This window comes from Neisseria sp. P0022.S009, assembly GCF_051956675.1.
In the GTDB taxonomy this organism is placed as follows: domain Bacteria; phylum Pseudomonadota; class Gammaproteobacteria; order Burkholderiales; family Neisseriaceae; genus Neisseria.
The window spans coordinates 63,028-87,515 of sequence record NZ_JBQCXE010000005.1; the positions used below are offsets into that span (position 1 = coordinate 63,028).

Annotated in this window: 25 protein-coding genes; 11 read left to right on the forward strand and 14 right to left on the reverse strand. The window is 50.4% G+C overall.

Translation table 11 applies throughout. The annotated features are described in order from the left end of the window. Nucleotides 1-64: 64 nt before the first annotated feature. Complete coding sequence (locus ACTHUG_RS08035; protein ID WP_440385565.1) at nt 65-1,285, forward strand: glycosyltransferase; 1,221 nt, start codon at nt 65-67, stop codon at nt 1,283-1,285. A 44-nt stretch (nt 1,286-1,329) separates the two neighbouring features. Beyond that, complete coding sequence (gene hflX / locus ACTHUG_RS08040) at nt 1,330-2,490, forward strand: GTPase HflX (protein ID WP_440385566.1); 1,161 nt, start codon at nt 1,330-1,332, stop codon at nt 2,488-2,490. 66 nt (nt 2,491-2,556) lie between these two features. Here the strand turns inward: hflX and ACTHUG_RS08045 are convergent, their stop codons facing one another. Beyond that, nucleotides 2,557-2,682 (reverse strand): hypothetical protein, encoded by a 126-nt coding sequence (locus ACTHUG_RS08045; protein ID WP_003678791.1) that lies wholly within the window; start codon nt 2,680-2,682, stop codon nt 2,557-2,559. 361 nt (nt 2,683-3,043) lie between these two features. Here ACTHUG_RS08045 and ACTHUG_RS08050 point away from each other — a divergent pair, with 361 nt between their 5' ends. After that, entirely contained in the window at nt 3,044-5,530 is a 2,487-nt protein-coding gene (locus ACTHUG_RS08050; RefSeq protein ID WP_440385849.1) for a heavy metal translocating P-type ATPase, read from the forward strand. A gap of 37 nt (nt 5,531-5,567) precedes the next feature. Continuing rightward, on the forward strand, nt 5,568-6,008 hold the full coding sequence (locus ACTHUG_RS08055; protein WP_440385567.1) for a DNA polymerase III subunit chi: 441 nt from the start codon (nt 5,568-5,570) through the stop codon (nt 6,006-6,008). 76 nt (nt 6,009-6,084) lie between these two features. On the opposite strand, the gene ACTHUG_RS08060 is transcribed toward ACTHUG_RS08055, so the two are convergent. The 8 genes from ACTHUG_RS08060 to rph form a co-directional block, all read right to left on the reverse strand. Then, a complete protein-coding gene (locus ACTHUG_RS08060; RefSeq protein ID WP_440385568.1) occupies nt 6,085-6,519 on the reverse strand; it encodes a hypothetical protein in 435 nt (144 codons plus the stop codon). A gap of 170 nt (nt 6,520-6,689) precedes the next feature. Next, the gene (locus ACTHUG_RS08065; protein ID WP_440385569.1) at nt 6,690-7,094 is read right to left on the reverse strand and encodes a hypothetical protein; all 405 of its coding nucleotides are present in this window, start codon (nt 7,092-7,094) and stop codon (nt 6,690-6,692) included. Nucleotides 7,095-7,179: 85 nt separating this feature from the next. Continuing rightward, nucleotides 7,180-7,503: a dimethyl sulfoxide reductase gene (locus ACTHUG_RS08070; protein ID WP_107696962.1), complete on the reverse strand. Its 324-nt coding sequence runs from the start codon at nt 7,501-7,503 to the stop codon at nt 7,180-7,182. 69 nt (nt 7,504-7,572) lie between these two features. Continuing rightward, nucleotides 7,573-7,899 carry a purine permease gene (locus tag ACTHUG_RS08075; protein WP_231288058.1) on the reverse strand — a complete coding sequence of 109 codons (327 nt, stop codon included), beginning with the start codon at nt 7,897-7,899 and terminating at the stop codon, nt 7,573-7,575. A 79-nt stretch (nt 7,900-7,978) separates the two neighbouring features. Then, the gene (locus ACTHUG_RS08080; RefSeq protein WP_440385570.1) at nt 7,979-8,281 is read right to left on the reverse strand and encodes a hypothetical protein; all 303 of its coding nucleotides are present in this window, start codon (nt 8,279-8,281) and stop codon (nt 7,979-7,981) included. A gap of 48 nt (nt 8,282-8,329) precedes the next feature. Further along, entirely contained in the window at nt 8,330-8,629 is a 300-nt protein-coding gene (locus ACTHUG_RS08085; protein WP_440385571.1) for a hypothetical protein, read from the reverse strand. Between the two features lie 330 nt (nt 8,630-8,959). Next, nucleotides 8,960-10,180, reverse strand: a complete 1,221-nt coding sequence (locus ACTHUG_RS08090) for an aspartate kinase (RefSeq protein ID WP_440385572.1) — start codon at nt 10,178-10,180, stop codon at nt 8,960-8,962. Nucleotides 10,181-10,351: 171 nt separating this feature from the next. Continuing rightward, nucleotides 10,352-11,080: a ribonuclease PH gene (gene rph / locus ACTHUG_RS08095; protein WP_440385573.1), complete on the reverse strand. Its 729-nt coding sequence runs from the start codon at nt 11,078-11,080 to the stop codon at nt 10,352-10,354. Nucleotides 11,081-11,217: 137 nt separating this feature from the next. Here rph and ACTHUG_RS08100 point away from each other — a divergent pair, with 137 nt between their 5' ends. From ACTHUG_RS08100 to ACTHUG_RS08110, 3 genes are all read left to right on the forward strand, one after another. Further along, the gene (locus ACTHUG_RS08100; protein ID WP_440385574.1) at nt 11,218-12,105 is read left to right on the forward strand and encodes a YicC/YloC family endoribonuclease; all 888 of its coding nucleotides are present in this window, start codon (nt 11,218-11,220) and stop codon (nt 12,103-12,105) included. 90 nt (nt 12,106-12,195) lie between these two features. Next, nucleotides 12,196-12,372 carry a hypothetical protein gene (locus ACTHUG_RS08105; RefSeq protein ID WP_440385575.1) on the forward strand — a complete coding sequence of 59 codons (177 nt, stop codon included), beginning with the start codon at nt 12,196-12,198 and terminating at the stop codon, nt 12,370-12,372. Nucleotides 12,373-12,952: 580 nt separating this feature from the next. Next, nucleotides 12,953-13,903, forward strand: coding sequence for a bile acid:sodium symporter family protein (locus tag ACTHUG_RS08110; protein WP_440385576.1), 951 nt, complete (start codon nt 12,953-12,955; stop codon nt 13,901-13,903). A 71-nt stretch (nt 13,904-13,974) separates the two neighbouring features. On the opposite strand, the gene ACTHUG_RS08115 is transcribed toward ACTHUG_RS08110, so the two are convergent. After that, nucleotides 13,975-14,520: a TIGR00645 family protein gene (locus ACTHUG_RS08115; RefSeq protein ID WP_440385577.1), complete on the reverse strand. Its 546-nt coding sequence runs from the start codon at nt 14,518-14,520 to the stop codon at nt 13,975-13,977. A 197-nt stretch (nt 14,521-14,717) separates the two neighbouring features. Between ACTHUG_RS08115 and ACTHUG_RS08120 the strand changes: the two genes are divergently transcribed. Beyond that, entirely contained in the window at nt 14,718-15,488 is a 771-nt protein-coding gene (locus ACTHUG_RS08120) for a sulfite exporter TauE/SafE family protein (protein ID WP_254322192.1), read from the forward strand. Between the two features lie 49 nt (nt 15,489-15,537). On the opposite strand, the gene ACTHUG_RS08125 is transcribed toward ACTHUG_RS08120, so the two are convergent. The 4 genes from ACTHUG_RS08125 to ACTHUG_RS08140 form a co-directional block, all read right to left on the reverse strand. Further along, nucleotides 15,538-17,133: a peptide chain release factor 3 gene (locus tag ACTHUG_RS08125; RefSeq protein ID WP_070588308.1), complete on the reverse strand. Its 1,596-nt coding sequence runs from the start codon at nt 17,131-17,133 to the stop codon at nt 15,538-15,540. A 213-nt stretch (nt 17,134-17,346) separates the two neighbouring features. Continuing rightward, complete coding sequence (locus ACTHUG_RS08130; RefSeq protein ID WP_440385578.1) at nt 17,347-18,486, reverse strand: NADH-dependent flavin oxidoreductase; 1,140 nt, start codon at nt 18,484-18,486, stop codon at nt 17,347-17,349. 118 nt (nt 18,487-18,604) lie between these two features. Then, on the reverse strand, nt 18,605-19,669 hold the full coding sequence (locus ACTHUG_RS08135; protein ID WP_003745670.1) for a 2,3-butanediol dehydrogenase: 1,065 nt from the start codon (nt 19,667-19,669) through the stop codon (nt 18,605-18,607). Between the two features lie 236 nt (nt 19,670-19,905). Next, nucleotides 19,906-20,964 (reverse strand): histone deacetylase family protein, encoded by a 1,059-nt coding sequence (locus ACTHUG_RS08140; protein ID WP_440385579.1) that lies wholly within the window; start codon nt 20,962-20,964, stop codon nt 19,906-19,908. 177 nt (nt 20,965-21,141) lie between these two features. Between ACTHUG_RS08140 and yajC the strand changes: the two genes are divergently transcribed. From yajC to secF, 3 genes are all read left to right on the forward strand, one after another. After that, the gene (gene yajC / locus ACTHUG_RS08145) at nt 21,142-21,408 is read left to right on the forward strand and encodes a preprotein translocase subunit YajC (protein WP_003675720.1); all 267 of its coding nucleotides are present in this window, start codon (nt 21,142-21,144) and stop codon (nt 21,406-21,408) included. A 75-nt stretch (nt 21,409-21,483) separates the two neighbouring features. Beyond that, nucleotides 21,484-23,337, forward strand: a complete 1,854-nt coding sequence (secD, locus tag ACTHUG_RS08150) for a protein translocase subunit SecD (protein WP_003745673.1) — start codon at nt 21,484-21,486, stop codon at nt 23,335-23,337. Nucleotides 23,338-23,340: 3 nt separating this feature from the next. After that, entirely contained in the window at nt 23,341-24,276 is a 936-nt protein-coding gene (gene secF, locus ACTHUG_RS08155) for a protein translocase subunit SecF (RefSeq protein ID WP_003686183.1), read from the forward strand. Nucleotides 24,277-24,488: the final 212 nt, after the last annotated feature.

Here is a 24,488-nt window from a genome sequence, read left to right on the forward strand (position 1 = left end):
TGTGTGCAAAAAACAAAATGCTAAAGTAAAATAATACCTTTCCAAACCAATGCGGCTATTGAAAATGTCCCAAACCATCTGCTTGAATATGATTGTCAAAAACGAAGCGGCAATCATCGAAGAAACACTGGCCAACATCACCGACCACATTAAACTTGACTACTATGTCATCAGCGACACCGGCTCGACCGATGATACCGCCGGCGTGATCCGCCGCTTTTTCGATGCAAAGGGCATCGCGGGCGAGATTCATCATGATGGTTGGCAAAATTTTGCGTACAACCGCAATCAGGCGTTGAAACACGCAAAAGGCAAAACCGATTACGTGTTGATTTTTGATGCGGACGACCGCTTTGAAGGTAAATTGGAATTGCCCGAGCTGACAGCCGACCGTTACCGCCTCCGCATGAGAAATGCCATGGGCAGCGTGGTTTATTACCGTCCGCTGTTGTTGCGCAATGACGGAACATTCTACTGGCGCGGCGTGTTGCACGAATTTATCGAAACCGACAAACAAGATACCAGTGAAGCCACGCTTCATGGCGACTATACGGTCCTCAGCGGCCGTTTCGGCGCACGCAGCAATATGGCGAACAAATACCTGCTTGACGCCGTTTCTTTGGAAAAAGCGTTTTACAGCCCTGAAGATGAAGACCTGAAACCGCGTTACGCCTTTTATGCGGCACGTTCTTATTGGGACTCTGATATGCCCGAGCGTGCGAGCGAATGGTTTAAAAAACGCATCGAGTTGGGCGGTTGGATCGAGGAAGTGACGGTTTCTTACCAACAGCTGGGCGAGTGCTACAAATTAATGGGCAAACGCGATGAAGCCTTGGCGACTTGGTTGGCAGGCTACGATTACAACCCGCGCCGTGCCGAGTGTCTCTACCTTGCGCAAACCATGCTGCGCCAGGAAGGGAAATACCGCATTTCCCATGCGATCGGCCTGATGGCGAAACGCATTCCTTTCCCTAAAGATGATATTCTTTTTGTCCAAAGCAATGTTTATCAGTTGGACATCGACTATGAATTGTCGGTTACCGCCTATGCGGCCGGCGATTTTCGCCAAGGCTACGAGTCTTGCCGACACTTGCTCCTGCTTAATGTACGCGAGGCATTGACCACGGTGACCATGCAAAATATGTGGCTCTACCGCGAACACGCGCAAACTGAAACGCGCGAAGTGTTGGAGCAGCTGGTGGCCGTCATGCAGCCTTATGCAGCGCAGGGCGGACGTTTGGCGGAAGTAACCGAATATTTTGCCGATATTTTGAAAAACCGTTAATCAGGATTTTGACCCAGCCGTCAGGCCGTCTGAAAGGAATTTTTTTGAGCAAGCGCAATCTGTTTTCCGTCGATAAATCTTTGGAAAAGCCCGAACGCGTCCTCTTGGTCGGCGTGATGTTGACGGCGGACTATTCCGGCGCAAACGAAACGCGTGAGCGCGGCTTTCAGACGGCCTTGACCGAAGCGGCAGAATTGGTGGGCGCGGCCGGCGGCGATTTGGTTTCTATCGAAACTTCGCGTCGCGACAAACCGCATCCGGCTTTATTTGTCGGTACGGGCAAGGCGGAAGAATTGGCGGCAGCGGTCAAGCAGCATGATGTCGGGTTGGTCGTGTTCAACCACGAACTCACGCCGACACAAGAGCGTAATCTGGAAAAAGAGCTTCAATGCCGTGTCCTTGACAGAGTGGGTTTGATTTTGGCGATTTTTGCCAAACGCGCCCAATCGCAGGAAGGTAAGTTGCAGGTGGAGCTGGCTCAGCTGAACCATTTGAGCGGACGGCTGGTACGCGGTTATGGACATTTGCAAAGTCAGAAGGGCGGCATCGGCTTGAAAGGGCCGGGCGAAACCCAGTTGGAAACCGACCGCCGTTTAATCGGGCAAAAAATCACGGCATTGAAAAAACAGCTTGCCGATGTCCGCAAACAACGTGCCACGCGCCGCAAATCGCGCATGAGCGGCCGTCTGAAAACCTTTGCCATCGTCGGCTATACCAATGCCGGAAAATCCAGCCTGTTCAACCGTTTGACTAAAGCGGACGTATTGGCGAAAGACCAGTTGTTCGCCACTTTGGATACCACTGCGCGCCGGCTTTTCCTGTCGCACGAGGCGAGCGTGATTTTGACCGATACCGTCGGCTTCGTCCGCGATTTGCCGCACAAGCTGGTGTCGGCGTTTTCCGCTACTTTGGAAGAGACAGCGATGGCGGATGTGCTGCTGCACGTCGTTGATGCGTCCAATCCCGATTTTGAACGGCAAATGGACGATGTCAACGAGGTCTTGGAAGAAATCGGCGCGCATGAAATTCCGCAATTGGTGGTGTACAACAAAATCGATTTGCTGCCGTCGGGTATGCGTGAAGCAGGCATTTTGCGCGACAATTCCGGACAGGCGGTCGGCGTGAATGTTTCCGTTGCCGAAAGTTTGGGCTTGGACGGTTTGCGTGAAGCGATGATTGAATTGGCCGTACAGCCGAATACTTGATGTTTAAATGAAACAAGGCCGTCTGAATCTTCAGACGGCCTTACCGTAAAATTCTAAATCTGAGGATTATGCCGACAGAGGGCTTTTCTTTTTGAACACGCTTTCGTAAAGCATCCAAGCGGCGAGGCTCAGGTATACGGTGCTGGACAAAATGCCGATAACGGCAAAAATAGGCATAAGGCGATCAATCATGGTGAGGTTTCCCAATAAGTTAGTTTTATAAGTAAATGTGTGTTTTTTGATTTCCGTCTTCGCGGAATACCTAAAGTATGCTGCTTAAATGGATTGAGGTCAACAAAGAATGTATCGGGATTTTTAAAAAAGTTCCATTTTTACATTAAAATAATCGGAAGTTTTTAAAGATAAACGGTATTTATATGTTACCGTTCATCGTTTGATAAACGGTCAATGCTTTGTTTTCCATATTTTTTACAAAATCCGACAGCCTGTTAATTCAAAATTGAATGAAAAGAGGCGGAAAAACGCTTTTTGCTAAAATGTAACACCCTGGGACGGTTGTTTCAGGCCGTCTGAAAAATAAATCGAACACATGATGACATCTCCCACACATCCCCAAAAAAACTGTTTCCATTGCGGGCTTGAAGTCCCCGAGCATCTGCATCTGACGGTTCGTTTTGAAGACGAAGAACATGAAACCTGCTGTGCAGGCTGCCAAGCGGTGGCGCAGAGTATTATTGATGCCGGTTTGGGCAATTATTACAAACAGCGTACCGCCGACGCGGAAAAATCCGAATTGCCGCCGCCGGAAGTGTTGTCGCAATTAAAGCTGTACGATTTGCCCGAAGTGCAGGCGGACTTTGTCGAGGTAGGCGTTGGGGATGAACGCGAGGCGGTATTGATGCTGGGCGGCATTACCTGCGCCGCGTGTGTGTGGCTGATTGAGCAGCAGTTGCTGCGCATGAAGGGCGTGGTGCGTGTGGATTTGAATTACAGCACACACCGCTGCCGCGTGGTGTGGGACAGCGCCCACATCGAATTGTCGGATATTTTGCTGAAAATCCGCCAAACCGGTTATACCGCCGCGCCTTATGATGCGCAAAAAATCGAAGCGCAGGCGCAGAAAGAGCGCAAGCAGTTTATTGTCAGATTGGCCGTGGCCGGTCTGGGTATGATGCAGACGATGATGTTTGCCCTGCCGACTTATTTTTACGGTGGCGACATTGAGCCGCTTTATTTGGAAATTCTGCATTGGGGCGGCTTTTTGATGGTGTTGCCCGTTGTGTTTTACAGCGCGTTGCCGTTTTACCGCGGCGCATGGCGCGACTGGAAAAACCGCCGTGTCGGCATGGATACGCCGATTGCCATTGCCATTGTAATGACCTTTATCGCCGGTATTTACAGTCTGGCCACCAATGCAGGGCAGGGCATGTATTTTGAATCCATCGCCATGCTGCTGTTTTTCCTGTTGGGCGGGCGTTTTATGGAACAGATTGCCCGACGCAAAGCAGGCGATGCGGCGGAGCGGTTGGTCAAACTGGTTCCGGCATTCTGCCACCGTTTGCCTGCTTATCCTGAAAGCGAAGCCATCGAGGAAGCCGCAGTCGTCCGCCTCAATATCGGCGATACGATTGTTGTGAAGCCCGGCGAAGTCATTCCGGTGGACGGTACGGTTTTGTCCGGCGAGAGCGAAGTTAACGAAGCCATGTTGACCGGGGAAAGCCTACCCATCGTGAAAAGGCCGTCTGAAAAAGTAACCGCCGGCACGCTTAACACCAGCAGCCCTTTAATCATCCGCACCGACCATACCGGCGGCAACACGCGCCTGTCCCATATCGTCAAACTGCTCGACCGCGCGCTGGCGCAAAAACCGCGTGCCGCCGAGTTGGCAGAAAAATACGCGTCCAGTTTTGTGTTTGGCGAACTTTTGCTTGCTATTCCCGTTTTTATCGGCTGGGCTTGGTATGCCGACGCGCACACTGCCTTATGGATTACCGTTGCCCTGCTGGTCATTACCTGCCCGTGCGCCTTGTCGCTTGCCACTCCGACCGCGCTGGCCGCTTCGACCGGTGCACTGGCCAAAGACGGCATTCTCATCAGCGGCAAACAAAGCCTGGAAACCCTTGCCCAAATTGACGATGTCGTGTTCGACAAAACCGGTACGCTGACCAAAGGGCAGCTTTCCGTCAGCCGGATGTTGTCCGCAGGCCGTCTGAACGAAGCCCAAGCCCTTGCTATTGCCCAAGCATTGGAGCAGCAATCCGAACACCCCATCGCCCGTGCCATTTTAAACCATACGCTTTCAGACGGCCCTGTATCCGCGCTTGATGTGAAAGTGCAGCAACGGGTCAACCGTATCGGACACGGCGTCAGCGCGCAAATCGAATTGTATGGCGAAACCCAAGTGTGGGCTTTGGGCAAAGCGGCGTTTGTTGCGGAAATTGCCGGGAATCTGCCCGAAGCCTTTACCTATATCGACCACACAGGCGGCATTATTTTCTTGGGCAATCAAAGCGGTTTTCAGACGGCCTTTTTACTGGAAGACCAAATCAAAGACAGCGCCGCTGAAATGCTGCAAAACCTGAAGCAACACGGCATCCGTCTGCACCTTTTAAGCGGCGACCGTCAGGCTGCCGTCGCCCAAGTCGCGCAAGAGCTGGGTTTGGATGCCTATTGTGCCGAAGCCACGCCGGAAGACAAGCTGGCTTATGTGGAAAATCTGCAAAAACAAGGGCGTAAAGTCATGATGATCGGCGACGGTATCAACGACGCCCCCGTCCTCGCCCAAGCCGACGTGTCGGCCGCCGTGGCCACGAGTGCCGATGTGGCGCGAGACGGTGCCGATGTGGTTTTGCTCAATGACGATTTGAACGTTTTGCCCGTGATGATGGAACAGGCACGCCGCACCCATCAAATCATCCGCCAAAACCTGACTTGGGCGAGCGCATACAATCTGGTTGCCGTTCCTCTGGCCGTGTTTGGTTACGTGACCCCATGGATCGCCGCGCTCGGCATGAGTTTCAGCTCGCTGCTGGTGTTGGGCAATGCCTTGAGATTGTTGAAAACCAAAAAGGCCGTCTGAAAACGGCCAATCCATTGCCTAAACGAAAGAATACGCCATGCCTAAAGCCACTTTTTATACACACGTAGCCCGACCGGCTGCCTTTGCCTGCCGCCTGATTGCGCGCGCCATACGCGATGGCGGGCAGATTTTGGTGTGGTCGGATTCTGCCGCGGCAGTGCAGCAACTCGACATTGATTTGTGGCAGCAGATTCCCGAAAGCTTTATTCCGCATGAAGTCTGGCTGCCTACCGACCCCATGCCGTCTGAAACGCCGGTATTGCTTGCGTTTGGAAACGCATTACCGAATATTCCGCAGGATTGCACGGTTTTAAACCTGTCTGCCGATTTCTGGAGCCAAGCCCCGGCGATTCCAAACCGTATCCTTGAAATTGTGGGCAACAGCTTAGAAGATTTGGCCGAAGCCAGAGACCGTTTCCGAGCTTATCGTCAGAGCGGATTTGAGATTGAGCATTTTTTGAGAGAAGGAAAGGATTGAGGATTGAAGATATTCAAGGCCGTCTGAATATAAACAAAGGGACATTTTGATGATGTCCCTTTATTTTTTAGATTGATTATCGGAAGGCTTCGCGCCATATGCCATAAAATATGAGGCAACAGCAGAAAGCGTAGAAATAGTGGAAAAAGCGTTCGAAAAGGGAAGTATTGGCAAGATACCATTGAACAGACTGATGGTGGTGTTGGGGATTTTTGAGGATTAAGTTGGGGAAACGGACAATCGAAGGTACGGCAAGCAAGTCAAACAGATTGAGGAAGATAGTAACCAATAATGAAAAACCGATTGTCTCATGAAATACGTCGAATGGCTGCAATGACAGGGTGTGTGCAAATAGGGAGGTCAGGGCAGATTTGTTGGATATCCATAAATAAAACAGCCCACCGATAGACAGGTAAAGCGCAAACCGGACCCATATGGATAGTTTGCGTGGTAAATAAAGGATAAAGAATAAGTTGAGCAGGATAAAGAAAATAGGAAAAACGGATTTCATGGGTTTGTTTGCTTACAGTTTGGTATTTAAAGCTGCTAAGGGAAACGCATTACTGCTTGTATGAAGGGCTACCAGCCATTCTATTTTAGGCCGTCTGAAAAAGATTTGCGTAAGGGCAAGGGTTTCAGACGGCCTTAAGTTTTTTGAAGTCAAAATCCGATGGTTCAGAATTAGGTTTTTGCGACCGCATTGGCGAAATAGCGGTTGGATACCGGATTGAAGATGAGGAGCAGCAAAACAGGGTGGAGTATGGATTGAATAATGATTTGTTGAGAACTATAGCTCGCCATATCGCTATACACCATGATCAGCGAAGCGGCCGCCAGCACAACAGCCAGCCAACGGGCAGAACGGTTGCCTGAAAGCAGGCCGACGGCAATAAATACCGGCAAGGAAAGGAGTATGAAGTATAGGGGCATAGACAGCCACCAAGGCAGGAAAGGGAATGCCAAGGCTGCAACCTCTATCAGTACATCGCCCGAATAAATTGCAAGAGCAACAGTGATAAAGCAAGTAAGGGCAGTTAGGATGAAATAGAGAACTGCGGCGATGGTAACAGGGATTGGACGTTTCATGTAATAAAAGCCTTGGAGAGGATAAGGATTAAAATCGGTATCGGCCAAACCTTGTCATTAAAGGCGATGGCCGTCTGAAAGCAGACTATTCGTCTTTCTCAAATGAAGAAAGCTTGATGATGGCAGGCTGGAAGACTGCAACCAAATAGATCATGATAGGGAGGATAAGATACGTAAAAGGAATATCTGCGCGCAATAGTGCAATCAGAAAGGCAAGGTATAAGGTCAGCAGGGCAAGGAAAATAACGCTCTTTTTCCATGTCGCTTGGCGGATTTCTTTTGCAGTCGGTTGCTTATAGCGGACTTTTTTGTGGCAGGTCGGACATTCTTTAATACTTTTCAATCCTTTGAATGCACTACCTCGAATCGGATTGGAACAATGCGGGCAAGAGAATGGGGACGGTTTCATCGTTTTTTTATCGGGCTGGATAAGGCATTGCCCATCCGGAAAAGCGGGTTGGATGGGCAACGTATATGTTTATTCGTCTTTTTCAAAAGATGAAAGTTTGTTTTGAATCGGGATAATGTAGTAGACGAGAAAGCCGATAACTAATACCGTACTGATATATGGGGGGAATGTACCAAACAGGCTGATCATTATTGCCGCTACGATGCAGACAACGACTACAAAAATAGCGAAAGGCTTCAGCAAAGCTTTGAAATATTCGCCGACAGGCGGCTTTTTGAATTTGACTTTTTTATGGCAGGAAGGACATTCTTTGACTGCGGCCAAACCTTTAACCAATCCGCCTTGGATCGGAGCATGGCAGTGTGGGCAGGGGAGTGAAGGATTAAGATTGTTCATTGTATTCAATCTGACTTAGGGTTTGGAAAGGTGGTATCGATATTGCCGATACCACCGCTATTTATCGGAAACAATAGGCTTATTGGGAATATTTTTTACCTAAAGCTTCGGCTGCTTTTTGTAATTCTTGATTGGCTGCACGCAGGGTTTCTTGCAATTTTTGAGATTTTTCTTGGAAATCATTGGCAAATTTGAGCGAATCTTTATCTTTGCCGTTGATAGTCAGCTCAGAAGCATGTTTGCCGGCATAAATCATCATGTTGTTGGCAGCACTACTGACTTGTAATGCACGATCCAGAACTGCTTTGATTTCAGGATCTTTGATATCGAGGGCAGCTGCGCTCTGATGGAATTGTTCCAGTGCGGCAGTCAGTTTGTTCATCTGCTCCAAAGCTTCTTTTTCTTTATTTTGGTTAGCCAAGTTTTGCAATTATAGGCCTAGCTGAGTAATTTTTTGAGCTTCTTCACCGGTGGTGAAGTGAATGAATTTTTGCAATTCGGCAAGACCGTCTGGAGATTTTTTATCGGAAATAACGATAGGCTCGGCCAGCTTAGGATCTGCTTCAGGGAATTCACTCAAAGCTTTTTCGTATTTGTTGGCCGGGCTAGATTCGCTTTGGGCAACTTGTTCTGCCGGTTTGTCGCTGCTGCCTTTATTGCCGGAGTCGCCGCAGGCTGCCAGTAGGGAAGCGGACAAGATCAGCATACCGAATTTGTTTAATACGTTCATATTAGGATTCCTTCTTAAGTTAGGGGAAACGGGAAAATTTGTTTTTATTGATGAGTGTAGATAATTATTTGTACTTTTGTTCTATTTTATTACAAATTTGTTTATTTTTCATAAATTAGGTTAAGTGGTATGTTTTTGGAATTAAACGGCAAAGATGGATGGTTATAAATTTTTGAATGTATATAATGAAATTAACAAGGGTAATAAGGTTGGCTATGCTGTTTTGAACTAAAGTAGATTTTTTATTAAGATATTGTTGGTTGATGCGATAGGAATAAAAAGGCCGTCTGAAACAATAAAGTTTCAGACGGCCTTTTTGATTGGCTGGAATTAGTTGCCCAAGTCGAATGCTTTATGCAGAACGCGGGTGGCCAGTTCCATGTATTTTTCGTCAATCAGGACGGATACTTTGATTTCTGAAGTTGAAATCATTTGGATGTTGATGCCTTCTTCTGCGAGGGTGCGGAAGATTTTGGCGGCTACGCCGACGTGTGAACGCATGCCCAAGCCGACTGCGGAGACTTTGCATACGGTGTCGTCGCCGTCGATGTAGGCTGCGCCGATGCTGTCTTGACGTTGTTGCAGGATTTCGATGGTTTGCTTGTAGTCGCTGCGCGGTACGGTGAAGGAGAAGTCGGTTGTGCCTTCGCTGCCGACATTTTGGATGATCATGTCGACTTCGATGTTGGCATCGGCAACTGCGCCGAGGATTTGGTAGGCAACGCCGGGTTTGTCGGGTACGCCGCGTACGTTGATGCGGGCTTGGTTTTTGTCGAATGCGATACCGGTTACGGCTGCTCTTTCCATGTTGTCGTCCTCTTCAAAGGTAATCAGGGTGCCGTTGCCGCCTTCTTGCAGGCTGCTGAGTACGCGCAGGCGCACTTTGTATTTTCCGGCGAATTCTACAGAGCGGATTTGTAAAACTTTTGAGCCGAGGCTGGCCAATTCGATCATTTCTTCGAATGTGATCGTGTCCATGCGGCGTGCTTCGGGTACGACGCGCGGGTCGGTGGTGTAAACGCCGTCTACGTCGGTATAAATTTGGCATTCGTCGGCTTTGAGGGCTGCGGCAAGTGCAACGGCGGAGGTGTCGGAGCCACCGCGGCCGAGGGTTGAGATATTGCCTTCGCTGCTGATGCCTTGGAAACCGGCTACGATAACGACTTTGCCCTCGGCGAGGTCGGCACGCATTTTTTCGTCATCGATGCTTTCGATGCGGGCTTTGGTGTGGGAAGTGTCGGTTTTGAGGGCAACCTGCCAGCCGGTGTAGCTCTTGGCGTCAATGCCGATGTCTTTCAGGGCCATGGCCAGCAGGCCGATGGTTACTTGTTCGCCGGTGGCAAGGACGACGTCCAGCTCGCGCGGATCGGGATGTTCTTGCATTTCGTGCGCCAGGGCGACCAGTCGGTTGGTTTCGCCGCTCATGGCGGATACGACGACTACGATGTCGTGTCCTTCGGCGCGGGCTTTGGCGACACGTTTGGCTACGTTTTTGATGCGTTCGGGCGAGCCTACTGATGTGCCGCCGTATTTATGTACGATTAACGCCATGTTTCGTGCTTTCTTGTGGGGTTTGTCGGGCAGCTTGGTTTGCTGGAAAAAGGGTTATTATTACTATTTTTTACATGAAATTCAAGGATGGGACGCGCTTTTTTGAGTAAATGCGCATAAATGGACGGGGTTAAAAAAGGCCGTCTGAAAGTTTTCAGACGGCCTTGCTGATTATCGGGATAAAAGGGCGGCCTTTTGGTGTTGGACCAATTCGGCAATGCCTTTATGGGCGAGGGCAATGAGTTTGCCCAATTCTTCGATGCTGAACGGTGCGCCTTCGGCCGTACCTTGGATTTCGATGATTTTGCCAGATGCGGTCATGATGATGTTGACGTCGCTGTCGCAGCCTGAGTCTTCGGGATAGTCCAAGTCCAGAAGCGGTACGCCTCCCACCACGCCGGCGGAAACGGCGGCAACGGCTTCGCGGATGGGATTTTCGCTGATGAGGCCGTCTGAAAGGAGTTTGTCCACGGCGATTTGCAGGGCAACGTAGGCGCCGGTAATGGAGGCGGTACGCGTGCCGCCGTCGGCTTGGATGACGTCGCAGTCAATCAGGATTTGGCGTTCGCCGAGTTTTTCCATATCGACGACGGCGCGCAGCGAGCGGCCGATCAGGCGTTGGATTTCTTGTGTGCGGCCGGATTGTTTGCCTGCGGCGGCCTCGCGGCGCATACGGGAGGCGGTGGAAGCCGGCAGCATGCCGTATTCGGCCGTTACCCAGCCTTGTTCTTTGCCGCGCAGGAACGGTGGAACATTTTCGTCGATGGAGGCGGTGCAAATTACTTTGGTGTTGCCGCACTCGATAAGGCAGGAACCGTCGGCGTGGGGGAGGAAGTTTGGGGTAATTTTGATGTTGCGAAGGCTGTCTGCGGCGCGGCCGATGCGTGTGTAGTCGCTCATGATGGTCCTTTGGGGGAATAAAAAACAGGTTGCCTTGAATTATAGAGGAATTTGGCGGCAAAGGCCGTCTGAAAATCGGCGGTCGGGTGTGTTATAGTATCCGTACTTTCACTCGTATTTGGAAACGGAGTAAAACCATGGCTACAAGACGAAATATTCAAATCCACAGCATGACCGGCTTTGCCAATGCCGCAGGCGAATGCGGCGGCAAGCGGATTAATTTGGAAATCCGCGCGGTCAATCATCGTTATTTGGATGTCCAATTCCGTATGCCGGAAGAGTTGCGCTATTTGGAAGGCGCGTTGCGCGAGCAGATTGCCGCAGCCGTGGCGCGCGGTAAATTGGAATGCCGCATCCAGCTTCAGGATGCCTCCTCGGGCGGACAGACTTTGGAGGTCAATCAGGATTTGGTTGCCCAACTGGCGCATTTGAACAAAACTTGGCGCAAGGAGCATGATTTTGCCAAATTGAGCGTGGCCGATGTTTTGCGTTTTCCCGGCGTTTTGGCGGGTCAGGGCGAAGATGCCGAAGCTTTGGCCAAAGGCGTTAAAGATTTATTGACCAGCGCTTTGAAAGAGTTTGCAGCCGCCCGCAAACGCGAAGGCAAAAAACTGGGCGAGCACCTGCTGCAACGTCTGGACGGCATGGAAGAGATTGTGGACGCTTTGAACGAATTGTTCCCCAGCCTTCTGCAGGCGCATATGGACAAAGTCAAAGCCCGTTTGGCAGAAGCCGTCGGCAATATCGACAACGACCGTTTGCAACAAGAATTTGCTTTGTTCATCCAAAAATCCGATGTGGATGAGGAATTCAGCCGTTTGCGCACCCATATCGCCGAAGTGCGCCGCATCGTTACCGAAGGCAAGGGCGACGTAGGCAAACGTTTGGATTTTCTGATGCAGGAGCTCAACCGCGAGGCCAATACCTTGGGCAGCAAAGCCATCGCCGCCGAATGCACGCAAGCTTCGGTTGAACTGAAAGTCTTAATCGAACAAATGCGCGAACAGGTTCAAAATATCGAATAAGTCGATAATGAATAGACAAAACAAGGCCGTCTGAAAAGGTTTCAGACGGCCTTTTATAAACTGATTCCAAGTAAACAAAGAGATTCAGGCATGATCATTAAAGGCAAGCTGATTCTTACGATGGATTATAAAGCGGAGGCACGAAATCCGCTTACTGGTAAAAAAGCGAAATTATTAACCAATATGGTTAATACCGGTACTGTTGTTGATGACCCAAACCAGATAATTAGTTTGAATGCGATTGAACTGTTATGGAAAAAGCTGTAAAGCATTTTGCCTGATTCGAACAGGATCACACGGGGGCTTGTGCCACCGCTCCCTTTCCATTTGGTAACCCACGCTTTACGGCTTTGTTAAAGACAATATACTGATGAACAAGATAAAAATCAACACAGATGCTCTGCAAAACAGCTTAAATGCTATTGAACAGCGTACAAGCAATTATCAGTCATTGATGACGCAACTTGCCTACATCATACGCAATGCGGTAGTGGACAACTTCGAGGCGAGTGGCCACTATGCTATCTAAGTAAAGAAGTTTTTTCTGCTACTGTTGTGCGCGGAGGAGGGCATTTCATTGATTTCACTATTATTGCCTGTTCGGAAAACATGACCGATGAGGAAAAAATGAGTCCTGAAGAATGGTATCGTTGGCGGAATGAAAGATTGAAGAAGGAGTACGAAAAATAGTCTATTTTTCCTTAAGTCCTATGGTCATAAAGGGTAGGGCGGGTCATTCATGTTTGAAATATCAAACATGGTTATTGCCAGAGCTGCATAGAAAAGTTAATATCCGTTAACTTATGGCAATTATTGTCATGATAAAAACATACAAAGGAGTAAAAATATGAACTTTCTGACCGCAGTCAGTCGGCAAATGACCCGCTTCACCGCCCTGATTATCGTCCTTGCCTCCATTATCGCCTTTATCGAACCTGCCACTTTTTCGTGGGTAAAAGGCGATACGCAAGTCGTCGTACTCGGCATCATCATGCTCGGCATGGGCATGACTTTGGGTAAGGAAGATTATCAAATTCTGGCACAACGTCCGCTCGATATTTTTATCGGCGCCATCGCCCAATACACGATTATGCCCTTGCTCGCCATCGGTATTGCCAAAGCCTTTGACCTTTCGCCCGGATTGACGCTGGGTTTGGTTTTGGTCGGTACCTGCCCGGGCGGCGTTTCGTCCAATATCATGAGTTTTTTGGCTAAAGGCGATGTTGCTTTTTCAGTCGGCATGACCACGGTTTCCACCGTCCTCGCGCCTGTGATGACGCCGCTGTGGATGACTTATTTGGTCGGACAAACCGTCGAAATGGACGGCTGGGGCATGTTCAAATTTATGCTGCTTGTAACGCTTTTGCCTGTTGTCATTGGTTCGGTGGCCAATATATTGCTGCACAAAAAACACTGGTTTGAAGACGTGCGCGCGATTATGCCTGCTGTTGCCGTTGCCGCATTCGCGTGTATTGTCGGCGGCGTTGCGGCCGTCCACGGTCACCGCTTCGCCGAATCCGCCTTGGTTATGATACTTGCCATCGCCGCCCACAACATCGGCGGCTACATCCTTGGCTATTACAGCGGCGCGTTAACCGGCATGAATACTGCTAAAAAACGCACCCTTGCCATTGAAGTCGGCGTACAAAATGCCGGACTTGCCACCGGTTTGAGCGCTAAATTTTTCCCCGGCAATGCCGAGTCTGCCGTTGCCGCCGCCGTTGCCTGCGTTTGGCACTCCGTATCGGGAACGATTTTGGGCAATTTGTTTGCATGGTGGGACAAGCGTAAGCAATAAGCCGGTAAACATTGCCAAATAATAAAAGGCCGTCTGAAACATTTCAGACGGCCTTTTGATTGTTTTTGAAATCAATGCGCTTTATGTGTCGTGCCGTACACGATTTTGTCCGTTAACGCCATGGCGAGGGCGGAAATCAGGAAACAGATGTGGGTAATGCACTGCCACATGATTTGTTTTTCGGTCAGGTTGGCGGCGTTGAGGAAGGTTTGCAGCAGATGGATGGAGGAAATGCTGATGATGGACATCGACAGCTTAACCTTCAAAACCGATGCGTTAACATGGCTGAGCCATTCGGGCTGGTCGGGGTGTTCGTTAACGTGGAGGCGGGAAACGAAGGTTTCGTAGCCGCCGATAATGACCATGGTCAGCAGATTGGCAATCATCACAACGTCAATCAGGTTTAACACGGCCATCATGATGGTGTTTTCATCCATGATGCCGAGATTGGTGACCAAATGCCATAAGGATTTGAGGAATTTGTAGGCGTAAATGCCTTGGGCGACAATCAAGCCCAGATAAATCGGCAGTTGCAACCAGCGGCTGGCGAAGATGAAATGCGCGAAGATGCCCATTTGGTCGCGGGGCGTGTGTTTGGTCGGGGTAGAATGTTCCATAATATGTTGTGTGTGGGAAAGACAGGGGGCGGCATTTTAATGGAAAAATTTTCAAGCTGCAATCTTATTAGTGGCTGAATTTAAAAAGAAAGGCCGTCTGAAAACAGGATGTCGGCTTTTTGTTTTCAGACGGCCTTGTAGGTTGTCAGGTCGGGCAAACACGCGCAAAATCGCTTTGCTTTTTAGAGATGGACATTATGCTTGCAGATTCGTTTTTTTATTATCTGGTGTTGGTCGGCTTTGCCGCCGGGCTGATGGATGCGGCGGTTGGCGGCGGCGGGCTGTTGCAGATTCCCGGCTTGTTCAATCTATTACCGAACGCTACGCCTGTGGCCTCGGTGATGGGTGTCAATAAATTCGCTTCTTGCTGCGGCACGCTGACTGCGACGGGGCAATATCTGCGCCGAATCCCCGTGCCGTGGAAAATGCTGCTGCCTGCCGCGGCGTTGGCGTTTGCCGCTTCCTATTTGGGCGCAAAAACGGTGGTGTATTTCCCCGTGCAATACATGAAACCGGCGATGCTGGTCATCATGATTGCCATGTGTCTGTATACTTTTTTGAAAAAAGACTTGGGGCAGACAGTGCGCACTGAAAAGCTGACGCGCCGCGAAACTTTATGGGGCTTGTTTTTTGGCGCGTTAATCGGGTTTTACGACGGCGTGTTCGGGCCGGGAACGGGCAGCCTGCTGGCTTTCGTGTTCGTCCGCTTTTACGGCTATGATTTTTTAGCGGCCAACGCTTCGGCAAAGGTCATCAATTCGACCACCAATCTTGCCGCGCTGACATTTTTTATCCCGCAAGGCCATGTTGTGTGGGCATGGGCGATACCGTTGGCGGTAGCGAATTTGTGTGGCGGCGTGGTCGGCGCGCGCTTGGCAATACGCGGCGGAACCAAGCTGCTGCGTTACGGGTTTATGTTGCTGCTGTGTCTGACCATTGGAAAGTTTGCCTGGGATTTATTGGGTTGATATCGAATGAAAAAAAGGCCGTCTGAAAGTTTCAGACGGCCTTTGCATTTTACAGTTTAACCGAATGCTCGCGCGTTTCGTGGAACACGATGTCCGGCCAGCGTTCCTGCGTCAGATTTAAGTTGACGCGGTTAGGCGCGAGGTAGGCGAGGTTGCCGCCTGCGTCTATCGCCAGATTGCCTGCGTTGGCTTTTTCAAATTCTGCCAGCTTTTTCTTGTCTTCGCACGATACCCAGCGCGCCGACCAGATGGATGCGCTGTCGAACACGGCTTCTACGCCGTATTCGTTGGCCAGCCGCGAGGTAACGACTTCAAACTGCAACACGCCGACCGCGCCCAAAATCAAATCTGCGCCGCTCATGGGTTTGAAGACCTGTACCGCGCCTTCTTCGCCAAGCTGTTGCAGGCCTTTTTGCAGTTGCTTGATTTTCAGCGGGTTTTTGATGCGGACGCTGCGGAACAGTTCGGGTGCGAAGAATGGGATACCGGTGAACGCCAGTTGTTCGCCTTCGGAGAAGCTGTCGCCGATTTGGATGTTGCCGTGGTTCGGGATGCCGATGATGTCGCCGGCGTAGGCTTCTTCCACCAGCTCGCGGTCGTGCGACATGAAGGTTACCACGCTGGAGGCGGCGATTTCGCGGTTGATGCGCAGGTGTTTCATCTTCATGCCGCGCTCGAATTTACCGGAGCAGACGCGCAAGAAGGCGATGCGGTCGCGGTGTTTCGGGTCCATATTGGCTTGGATTTTAAAGATAAATCCGGAAAACTTCGGCTCGTCCGGCTCGACCATGCGTACGGTCGCATCGCGCGGTTTCGGCGCAGGCGCCCATTCAATCAATGAATTGAGGATTTCCTGAATACCGAAGTTGTTAATCGCAGAGCCGAAGAACACGGGCGTGAGTTCGCCGGCGAGGAATTCGTCGAGATTGAACTCGTTGGAAGCCGCCTGCACCAATTCGATTTCGTCGCGCAACTGTTGAATTTCCAACGGAAAGCGTTGTTCCAATTCAGGATTGTCGATGCCTTTGATGATGTCGAACTCGTGCGGCAGGCGTTCGCCGCCGGCTTCAAAGAGATAGATTTCGTCGTTCAGGATGTGGTACACGCCTTTGAAGTTCTTGCCCATGCCGATCGGCCAAGTGACGGGCGCGCAGCGGATTTGCAGGATGTTTTCCACTTCGTCCAGTAATTCCAAAGAGTCGCGCACTTCGCGGTCGTATTTGTTCATGAACGTGACAATCGGCGTGTTGCGCAGGCGGCAGACGTTCAAGAGTTTGATGGTTTGCGCTTCCACGCCTTTGGCCGCGTCGATGACCATCAAGGCGCTGTCCACGGCGGTCAAAACGCGGTAGGTGTCTTCGGAGAAGTCTTGGTGTCCCGGCGTGTCCAAGAGGTTGACGGTGTGGTCTTTGTAGTCGAACTGCATCACTGATGAAGCGACGGAAATGCCGCGCTGCTTCTCGATTTCCATCCAGTCGGAAGTAGCAAATTTGCCGGTTTTCTTGCCTTTTACCGTACCTGCGCTCTGAATCGCACCTGAAAACAGCAGCAGTTTTTCGGTCAGCGTGGTTTTACCTGCGTCAGGGTGGGAGATGATGGCAAACGTGCGGCGGCGGCGCACTTGGTCGAGGATTTCTTGGGACATGGTTTTCTTTGCAAAAAGTTTCAGGCCGCTTTTTCAGACGGCCTGAAGGATATGGGTGTTGGAAAACAGGCTAAAATAAGGGCGTGTGCGACACGCCCTGCAATAGATTGAAAGATGCGGAATTGTACAAAAAAATGCTTGATAATTCAATGTTTGCACCAAAACAAAGGCCGTCTGAAAAGTTTCAGACGGCCTTTGTTTATGAATCGATGATTAAATATCCATCGGTTTCCATTCCGCGCCTTTTACCGGCGGCAGCCATGATTGCGTACCGCTGGAGGCAAATCCCCACAAGGTGTCGGGGAGGCCGTAATGGTCGGCGCGTGTCGGGTCGAGTTGCGTTTCGATTTCAGCTTCGCGGCCTTCGCGGATTTGTGTGGCGATGTGCGGATTAATCATCACGGTTTTGCCCAAGGCGATAAATTCTGCCCAGCCGGTTTCATAGGCGGCCAAAATTTGGTCGGCGGTAAACAGGTTGCCCACGCCGATAAGCGGCAGTTTGCCGTTGATGCGTTCGTGGATAAACTGCATACGGGTTTGGGCGGTATCGCCGCGACGGATTTTTTTATCAAATTCCCACAGGGAAACGTGCAGATATTGCAGCGGTTTTTGCACCAATGCGTCAATCAGTGCGCCGGTTTCGGTCATGGTTAAGCCGTCATCGCCCGGTTCTTCAGGGGAGAAGCGGTAGCCGATAATGAAGTCGTCGCGCTGGTGTTTTTCGCGGACGGCAACCACGGCATCGACAACGGCCAGCGGGAAGCGCATTCTGTTTTCCAAGCTGCCGCCCCATTGGTCGTTGCGGCGGTTGCTTTGGGCTGAGTAAAACTGTTGGATTAAATAGCCGTTTGCGCCGTGGATTTCCACGCCGTCAAAACCGGCACGAAGCGCCAAATCGGCGGCTTGCGCATAAGAGGCGATGAGTGCTTCGATTTCTTCTGCGGTCGCTTCGCGTGCGTGTTCGGCTTCGTTGGCGGAAGCGCTGATTTTGTCGAGACCGTCTAAAAGGTCATCAATGGCTTTGGAACCGCCGTGATGAATTTGCAAAATCGCTTTTGCGCCTTGTTGTCGCAGGATTTGTGCGGTTTCTTTCAGGCTGTCGAGGCAGTGTTCGCCTGTGGCTTCAGGTTGGCCGTGAAAGGCTTTGCCGTCTTTTTGAACCAAAGTGGCGGCAGTGATAAACATGCCCATGTCGCCTGCGCGGTTGCTGAGGAAGGTACGTTCTTGGTCGCTGATCAAACCGTCGGCTTGTGAGCCGAAATGGGTCATGGGGGCGACGGCAAGGCGGTTTTTGATGGTTACGCCGTTATTGAGGGTGTATGTTTGAAAGAGTGGGGCGTATTTTGGATTCATGAAATTTTGCTCTTGATAAGTGGATGGTCGGCATAGAATTGGTCCATTCGGGAATTTATCAAGTACACAGGCCGTCTGAAAAGTTTCAGACGGCCTGTTTATTCTTTAAGCCTTGGGATTAAAGATTAGGATTAACAATGATTTTTACTGCGGATTCGTTGTTGTGGATCAAGCGCTCGAAGCCTTCGGAAATCAATTCGTCCAATTTGATGCGTTGGGTAATGAAAGGCTCAAGGTTGATTTTGCCTTCTTCAACCAATTTGATGGTTTCGGCGTGGTCGTTGCAGTAAGCGATGGTGCCGCGCACGTCCAGCTCTTTCATCACGACGCTGTGGACGTTGATGGTGGCAGGGTGGCTCCAAATGGATACGATGACGACTTTCGCAGTCGGACGGCAGGCTTCGACCATGGTGTCCAGCACTTTGTTGACACTGGTGCATTCGAATGCGACGTCCACACCTTCGCCGTTGGTCAGTTTTTTCACTTCTTCAACGACGTCGACTTCGGACGGGTCGAGGATGTAGTCGGCCACGCCGGCTTCGCGTGCTTTGTCTTTACGCGCTTTGCTCAATTCGGTGATGATGACTTTGATGCCTTTGGCTTTCAATACGGCAGCCAACAGCAAACCGATTGGGCCTGCGCCGCCGACCAATGCGACGTCGCCTTCTTTCGCGCCACTGCGTACATAAGCATGGTGGCCGACAGACAGAGGCTCAATCAAAGCAGCTTGGTCTAATGGGATTTTGTCGGAAATAGGGTGCACCCAACGGCGTTTGACGGCGATTTTTTCAGACAAGCCGCCACCGCAGCCGCCCAAGCCGATGAAGTTCATGTCTTTGGAGAGGTGGTAGTTGCTGCCTTCGCCGGTCGGTACGTCGTCGCGGATGATGTAGGGCTCAACGACAACGTGTTGGCCGACTTTGATGTCGTCCACGCCTTCGCCTACGGCATAAACCACGCCGGAGAACTCGTGACCCATAGTTACAGGCGCAGACTCGCCGGAGATTGGGTGCGGATGGCCGCAAGGCGGAATGAAAATCGGGCCTTCCATGAATTCGTGCAAGTCGGTACCGCAGATACCGCACCAAGCAACATTGATGCCGACAGTACCCGGAGCTACGGTTGGCTCTGGAATGTCTTCGATGCGGATGTCGCCTTTGTTATAAAAACGTGCTGCTTTCATTGTAACGCTCCTTTTTTAAAGTGGAGGCCGTCTGAAAAAGACGGTCAATTAGGGAAAGGGAAGCAGTGTGGCGTGTGAAGTATTTTTATTGATATGTTTTATGTTTGTTATTTTACTACTGATAATATGGAAATGGTTTGTCTTTGCTCAAATTAAAGTTTGTAAATGAAAAAAAAAAGGCCGTCTGAAATGGATAATCTGTTTTCAGACGGCCTGGGGTCAATAGTTTGAATGCGTTATGGTGTAGGATTGTTACTTTTGCCGCGCTTCAAATGTTTTTGGTAGGCGACGACGTAGTCGGCCTTGCTTAAGCCCGCCAATACGCGGATGTGGGCGGCGGCGGATTTGGACATGGATTCCAAGGTATAGCCGCCTTCCAGTACGGAAACGACGCGTCCCTGACAGCTTGCCGTTGCTTGGACGATTTTGTGCGTCAGCCAGGCAAAGTCGGCTTCATGCAGGTTCAGACGGCCTGTTTCGTCTTGTTTGTGCCCGTCAAAACCTGCCGAAAGCAACACCAACTCGGGGCGGAAGGCCGTGAGCTTGGGCAGCCATTGTTCGCGGATGGTCGTTCGGAAGATACGGCTGCCTGTGCCCGGTTTGAGGGGCGTATGCAGCATATTTTTATTGCCGGCGTATTGTTCCGCCTGAGGGAAGGGGAAGATGTCGGTTTCAAACAGGTTGAAAAACATCACGCGCGGATCGTCTTGGAGAATCTCCGCCGTACCGTCGCCGAAGTGGACGTCGAAATCGATGACGGCGATGTGTTGCAGGCGGTATTGGGCAATGGCGTGCATCACGCCGACGGCAACGTTGTTGATCAGGCAAAAGCCGCCGGCGCTGTTGCTGTGGGCATGGTGGCCTGGCGGGCGGATGGCGCAAAAAGCATGCCAGGCCTTTTTGTTCATCACCATATCGACTGCCTTGACGACGGCGCCGGCCGCAAAACGGGCGGCTTGGAGGGAGTCGTGGCAGATGACGGTATCGTCGTCGATACGGTGGATTTTACCGGGGAGCGGCTGGGCGGCTTCCAACTCGTGCAGATAGTTGCGCGAGTGGACCAATGCCAGCTGCGCATCTTTGATTTCCGGTGCTTCGGCGGTTTGCAGGCGACGCCAAATGCCTTCTTGTTTTAAGGCGGTTTGAATGGTGCTGATGCGTTCGGGCCTGTCGGGATGGTTGGATCCCGGCTGGTGCTGTAGGAATATCGGATGCGAAATCCATACGGTGCGGGCGTTTTTGCCAAACAAACGGCGCAGGCGGGTGCTGATGCGCCAAAGGATTTTTTTGAACATGGAACAGTATGTGTCGGACAAGTCGTAAAGACTGCTAAATATGGTTAATAAATACGGAAATACTTGGAAATTTTTCAGACGGCCTTTAGAATAGCTCAATTTTGCAGTCCAACCAATGTGTTTGATTGCAGTGTGCAGTTTTTTACTTAATCTAAAACTTGAAAGAACGGATATATTATGAATCAAGCAGTGGCTCAATTTGCCCCTTTAGTGCTGATCATGGTGGTGTTCTACTTCCTGATTATGCGTCCTCAACAAAAGAAATTCAAAGCGCACCAAGCGATGTTGGCCGCTTTGAAAGTCGGCGATAAAGTCGTTTTGGCGGCAGGTTTCAAAGGCCGCGTGACCAAAGTCGGCGAGCAATTCTACACTGTCGACATCGGTCAAGGTGCGAAAATCGAAGTGGAAGTTGAGCGCAACGCGATTGCTGCGAAAGCCGAATAATCCGTTTTTTTGCAAAAAGCCGCCTCATTTTCCGAGCGCGGCTGTTTGCCTTTATAAATAAAGCAAAGGTTTACCATGAACCGTTATCCTTTATGGAAATACCTGCTGATTGCGTTCACGATTGTGGTTGCGGCTGTTTACTCGCTGCCCAACCTTTTCGGTGAAACGCCTGCCGTACAGGTATCGACCAACCGACAAGCCATCGTGATCAACGATCAAACCCAGTCTAAAGTGGATGCCGCGCTGAAACAGGCAGGTATTCAGACTGATGGTATGTTCATCGTCGACAACTCGCTGAAAGTGCGTTTCAAAGATACCGAAACGCAATTGAAAGCACGCGACGTTATCGAAAATACTTTGGGCGAGGGCTATATTACCGCGCTCAACCTTTTGGCGGACAGCCCTGAGTGGATGGCGAAAATCAAAGCCAATCCGATGTTCCTGGGTCTGGACTTGCGCGGCGGCGTGCATTTCACCATGCAGGTGGACATGAAAGCCGCGATGCAGAAAACGTTTGAACGTTATTCCGGCGACATCCGCCGCGAATTGCGCCGCGAAAAAATCCGTACCGGCACGGTGCATCAGACTGAAAACGGTCTGACCGTGCCTTTGCAAGATGCTGCCGATGTACAAAAAGCCTTGCCTCAGTTGCAAAAATTGTTCCCTGAAGCCACGCTGCTGCCGGACGGCAACAATATCGTGCTGACTTTGTCTGAAGAGGCAATCAATAAAGTACGTTCTGATGCGGTTAAACAAAACATCAATACGTTGCACAACCGTGTGAACGAATTGGGCGTAGCCGAACCGGTTATCCAACAATCCGGCCTTGACCGCATTGTCGTACAGCTGCCGGGCGTGCAAGATACTGCCAAAGCCAAAGACATTATCGGCCGTACCGCGACTTTGGAAGTGCGCATGGTGGAAGATGATCCGATCAAACTGCAAGAAGCTTTGAACGGCAATGTGCCGACCGGTTACGAATTGCTGTCAAGCGGTGGAGATCATCCGGAAACCATCTTGGTCAATAAGCAAGTTGAACTGACCGGCGACAACATCAACGATGCGCAACCTAGCTTTGACCAAATGGGCGCGCCTGCCGTCAGCCTGAGCCTGGATAGTGCGGGCGGCAGTATTTTTGGCGAATTGACTTCGGCCAATGTGGGTAAACGTATGGCTATGGTGTTGATCGACCAAGGTAAATCCGAAGTCGTTACCGCGCCTGTCATCCGTGCCGCCATTACCGGCGGCCGCGTGGAGATTTCCGGCAGCATGACGACAGCCGAAGCCAACGATACTTCATTGTTGCTGCGTGCCGGCTCGCTGGCCGCGCCGATGCAGATTGTTGAAGAACGTACCATCGGCCCGTCTTTGGGTAAAGAAAACATTGAAAAAGGTTTCCACTCTACCTTGTGGGGCTTCGCCGCTGTTGCTGCATTCATGGTGATTTACTACCGCTTGATGGGTTTCTTCTCTACCATTGCCTTGAGTACCAATATCTTGTTTTTGGTGGGTATTTTGTCTGCCATGCAGGCAACGCTGACCTTGCCGGGTATTGCCGCCTTGGCCTTGACCTTGGGTATGGCGATTGACTCCAACGTGTTGATTAATGAACGTATCCGTGAGGAACTGCGTGCCGGTGTCGCACCACAACAGGCCATCAACCTCGGTTTCCAACATGCTTGGGCAACCATTGTCGACTCCAACTTGACCTCTCTGATTGCCGGTATCGCTTTGTTGGTATTCGGTTCCGGCCCAGTACGCGGTTTTGCGGTTGTACACTGTATCGGTATTCTGACCTCGATGTATTCATCCGTGGTCGTGTTCCGTGCTTTGGTCAACCTGTGGTACGGCCGCCGTCGCAAATTGCAAAATATTTCCATCGGTTCGGTATGGAAGCCGAAAGCTGAAATGGCAGAAGGCAAGGAGTAAAACATGGAATTATTTAAAATCAAACGCGATATTCCGTTTATGAGCTACGGCAAACTGACGACTTTTATTTCGTTGGTTACGTTTATCGCCGCCGTGTTCTTTTTGGTAACCAAAGGCCTGAATTTCTCCGTCGAATTTACCGGCGGTACGGTGATGGAAGTCCAATATCAGCAGGGCGTTGATGTGAATAAAACACGCGAACGCCTCGATACGCTGAAAATGGGTGATGTACAGGTTCAGGCATTGGGTACGAACAAACACATCATGATCCGCCTGCCGAACAAAGAAGGCGTAACGTCTGCCCAGCTGTCCAACCAAGTGATGGATTTGCTGAAAAAAGACAATCCTGACGTTACCTTGCGCCAAGTCGAATTCATCGGCCCTCAAGTCGGCGAAGAATTGGTCACCAACGGTTTGATGGCATTGGGCTTCGTGGTAGCAGGTATCATTATTTACTTGTCCATGCGTTTTGAGTGGCGTTTTGCAGTGTCCGCGATTATTGCGAATATGCACGATATCGTGATTATTCTCGGCTGTTTCGCCTTCTTCCAATGGGAATTCTCATTGACTGTCTTGGCAGGTATCTTGGCGGTTTTGGGTTATTCCGTAAACGAATCTGTGGTGGTGTTTGACCGTATTCGCGAAAACTTCCGCAAACCGCATATGCGCGGCCATACTGTTCCGGAGGTTATCGACAACGCGATTACCGCCACCATGAGCCGTACCATCATTACCCACGGTTCGACCGAGGCAATGGTTGTTTCGATGCTGGTGTTCGGCGGTGCGGCCTTGCACGGTTTCTCTATGGCGCTGACCATCGGTATTGTGTTCGGTATTTACTCTTCCGTATTGGTTGCCAGCCCGCTCTTGCTGATGTTTGGCTTGAGCCGTGAGAACATTGCCAAAGAAGTGAAGAAAAAAGAAGAAGTTGTAGTTTAAATGCTGCAATAATTCAATAAAGGCCGTCTGAAAATTGATTGAATCAGTTTTCAGACGGCCTTTTGTATTTAAATTTCAGAATGTTTTATTTTGATGAAATCAGAGGGGATAAATGTGAAAGAAAAAGAAAAAATAGGAACAATATAATTTTGTGATGAATCAAGTTTATTGTCTGATGTCCCCTTAATTGCTTGTCAGTCCCAATATTTTAA

Bases quoted from the DNA above. Each gene is read 5' to 3' on its own strand.
- ACTHUG_RS08035 (WP_440385565.1), top strand. From the start codon at position 65: ATGTCCCAAACCATCTGCTTGAATATGATTGTCAAAAACGAAGCGGCA.
- ACTHUG_RS08045 (WP_003678791.1), bottom strand. From the start codon at position 2,682: ATGATTGATCGCCTTATGCCTATTTTTGCCGTTATCGGCATTTTGTCC.
- ACTHUG_RS08050 (WP_440385849.1), top strand. From the start codon at position 3,044: ATGACATCTCCCACACATCCCCAAAAAAACTGTTTCCATTGCGGGCTT.
- ACTHUG_RS08055 (WP_440385567.1), top strand. From the start codon at position 5,568: ATGCCTAAAGCCACTTTTTATACACACGTAGCCCGACCGGCTGCCTTT.
- ACTHUG_RS08060 (WP_440385568.1), bottom strand. From the start codon at position 6,519: ATGAAATCCGTTTTTCCTATTTTCTTTATCCTGCTCAACTTATTCTTT.
- ACTHUG_RS08065 (WP_440385569.1), bottom strand. From the start codon at position 7,094: ATGAAACGTCCAATCCCTGTTACCATCGCCGCAGTTCTCTATTTCATC.
- ACTHUG_RS08070 (WP_107696962.1), bottom strand. From the start codon at position 7,503: ATGAAACCGTCCCCATTCTCTTGCCCGCATTGTTCCAATCCGATTCGA.
- ACTHUG_RS08075 (WP_231288058.1), bottom strand. From the start codon at position 7,899: ATGAACAATCTTAATCCTTCACTCCCCTGCCCACACTGCCATGCTCCG.
- ACTHUG_RS08080 (WP_440385570.1), bottom strand. From the start codon at position 8,281: ATGAACAAACTGACTGCCGCACTGGAACAATTCCATCAGAGCGCAGCT.
- ACTHUG_RS08085 (WP_440385571.1), bottom strand. From the start codon at position 8,629: ATGAACGTATTAAACAAATTCGGTATGCTGATCTTGTCCGCTTCCCTA.
- ACTHUG_RS08090 (WP_440385572.1), bottom strand. From the start codon at position 10,180: ATGGCGTTAATCGTACATAAATACGGCGGCACATCAGTAGGCTCGCCC.
- rph (WP_440385573.1), bottom strand. From the start codon at position 11,080: ATGAGCGACTACACACGCATCGGCCGCGCCGCAGACAGCCTTCGCAAC.
- ACTHUG_RS08100 (WP_440385574.1), top strand. From the start codon at position 11,218: ATGGCTACAAGACGAAATATTCAAATCCACAGCATGACCGGCTTTGCC.
- ACTHUG_RS08105 (WP_440385575.1), top strand. From the start codon at position 12,196: ATGATCATTAAAGGCAAGCTGATTCTTACGATGGATTATAAAGCGGAG.
- ACTHUG_RS08110 (WP_440385576.1), top strand. From the start codon at position 12,953: ATGAACTTTCTGACCGCAGTCAGTCGGCAAATGACCCGCTTCACCGCC.
- ACTHUG_RS08115 (WP_440385577.1), bottom strand. From the start codon at position 14,520: ATGGAACATTCTACCCCGACCAAACACACGCCCCGCGACCAAATGGGC.
- ACTHUG_RS08120 (WP_254322192.1), top strand. From the start codon at position 14,718: ATGCTTGCAGATTCGTTTTTTTATTATCTGGTGTTGGTCGGCTTTGCC.
- ACTHUG_RS08125 (WP_070588308.1), bottom strand. From the start codon at position 17,133: ATGTCCCAAGAAATCCTCGACCAAGTGCGCCGCCGCCGCACGTTTGCC.
- ACTHUG_RS08130 (WP_440385578.1), bottom strand. From the start codon at position 18,486: ATGAATCCAAAATACGCCCCACTCTTTCAAACATACACCCTCAATAAC.
- ACTHUG_RS08135 (WP_003745670.1), bottom strand. From the start codon at position 19,669: ATGAAAGCAGCACGTTTTTATAACAAAGGCGACATCCGCATCGAAGAC.
- ACTHUG_RS08140 (WP_440385579.1), bottom strand. From the start codon at position 20,964: ATGTTCAAAAAAATCCTTTGGCGCATCAGCACCCGCCTGCGCCGTTTG.
- yajC (WP_003675720.1), top strand. From the start codon at position 21,142: ATGAATCAAGCAGTGGCTCAATTTGCCCCTTTAGTGCTGATCATGGTG.
- secD (WP_003745673.1), top strand. From the start codon at position 21,484: ATGAACCGTTATCCTTTATGGAAATACCTGCTGATTGCGTTCACGATT.
- secF (WP_003686183.1), top strand. From the start codon at position 23,341: ATGGAATTATTTAAAATCAAACGCGATATTCCGTTTATGAGCTACGGC.